The organism is Arthrobacter sp. Y3223164 (assembly GCF_059091005.1).
Map to the genome: position 1 here is coordinate 1 of NZ_JBNHGF010000514.1, position 1661 is coordinate 1661.

Annotated in this window: 2 protein-coding genes; one reads left to right on the forward strand and one right to left on the reverse strand. The window is 69.8% G+C overall.

Annotated features, from left to right (window positions below; translation table 11 throughout):
* On the forward strand, nt 1-1305 hold a 1305-nt coding region (locus AC5RUJ_RS15950), incomplete at its 5' end, for an NAD-dependent succinate-semialdehyde dehydrogenase (protein ID WP_494156206.1).
* On the opposite strand, the gene AC5RUJ_RS15955 is transcribed toward AC5RUJ_RS15950, so the two are convergent.
* Nucleotides 1293-1661, reverse strand: a 369-nt coding sequence (locus tag AC5RUJ_RS15955; protein ID WP_494156207.1) for a DUF4129 domain-containing protein, incomplete at its 5' end; no start/stop codon positions are given. The two genes, AC5RUJ_RS15950 and AC5RUJ_RS15955, sit on opposite strands and share 13 nt — an antisense overlap.

Here is a 1661-nt window from a genome sequence, read left to right on the forward strand (position 1 = left end):
CTCGACGCCGCCGACAGCGCGCAGGCAGCCTGGGCCCGCACGGCTCCGCGCCAGCGCGCCGAGATCCTGCGCCGCGCCTTCGAGCTGGTGACCGAGCGCTCGGAGGATTTCGCCCTCCTGATGACCATGGAGATGGGCAAGCCGCTGGCCGAATCCCGCGGCGAAGTGGCCTACGGTGCCGAATTCCTGCGCTGGTTCTCGGAGGAGGCCGTCCGCGACTACGGCCGCTACCTGACCACGCCGGAGGGCAAGAACAAGATCCTGGTCCAGCGCAAGCCGGTCGGCCCCTGCCTGTTGATCACCCCGTGGAACTTCCCGCTCGCCATGGCCACCCGCAAGGTCGGTCCCGCGGTAGCCGCCGGCTGCACCATGGTGCTCAAGCCTGCCAAGCTCACCCCGCTGACCAGCCAGCTCTTCGCCCAGACCATGATCGAGGCCGGCCTCCCGGCAGGCGTGCTGAACGTGGTCTCCTCCAAGAGCGCTTCCGGCATCTCCGGGCCGCTGATGCAGGACTCCCGCCTGCGCAAGGTTTCCTTCACCGGCTCCACGCCGGTGGGCAAGCAGCTGCTCAAGGACGCGGCGGACAACGTCCTGCGGACCTCGATGGAGCTCGGCGGGAACGCCCCGTTCATCGTCTTCGAAGACGCCGACCTGGATAAAGCCGTCGAAGGCGCCATGGCGGCCAAGATGCGCAACATGGGCGAGGCCTGCACGGCCGCCAACCGCTTCCTGGTCCAGGCCTCCGTGGCCGAGGAATTCACCACCAAGTTTGCGAACGCCATGAAGGCCCTCAAGCCGGGCCGCGGCACCGAAGCGGACACCACGGTGGGCCCGCTGATCGACGGCGGCGCCCGCGACGACGTGCATGCCCTGGTGACCGCGGCGGTGGAAGCCGGAGCGTCCGTCAGCACCGGCGGCGGGCCCGTGGAAGGCGACGGCTACTTCTACCAGCCGACCGTGCTGTCCAACGTTCCGAACGACGCCGATATCCTGCAGAGCGAGATCTTCGGCCCGGTTGCCCCGGTGACCACGTTCGAAACCGAAGAGCAGGCCATCGCCCTGGCCAATGCCACCGAGTACGGCCTTGCCTCCTACATCTACTCGCGCGATGTGAACCGCATGTTCCGCGTCTCCGAGCAGATCGAGTTCGGCCTAGTCGGCTACAACGCCGGCGTGATCTCCAACGCCGCCGCCCCGTTCGGCGGAGTGAAGCAGTCCGGCATGGGCCGCGAAGGCGGCGCGGAGGGCCTGGACGAGTACACCACGGTCCAGTACATCGGCATCGCGGATCCCTACGCCCGGTAGTTCCGATCCGTCGGCCGGCCGTCCCCCAGGGGCGGCCGGCGGCGGAACAGCGACGCCGGCCACAACAGCCCGGCCAGGCGGCGCCGCCATCCGGCCCGCTCCAGAAGCCTGTCCCTGACGGTTTCCACATCGGACCACCGTGCGGTGGAGGCGCCGCCCGGTGGCGGCGCCTCCGGAGCAGCATACGCGGCCCGCTCATAGCCAGCCCGCAGCCGCGCCAGGGCAACGGAAGACTTCCCGGTGACCACGCCGGCGTCGTCGAGGCGTTGCTGGAAGGCCCGCGGTGTTTCCGTTGCCGCGGCCGGCCAGCCGAGGTCTTCCGCGGTATCCACGGCTTCCGCCCAGGTGGCCAGGGC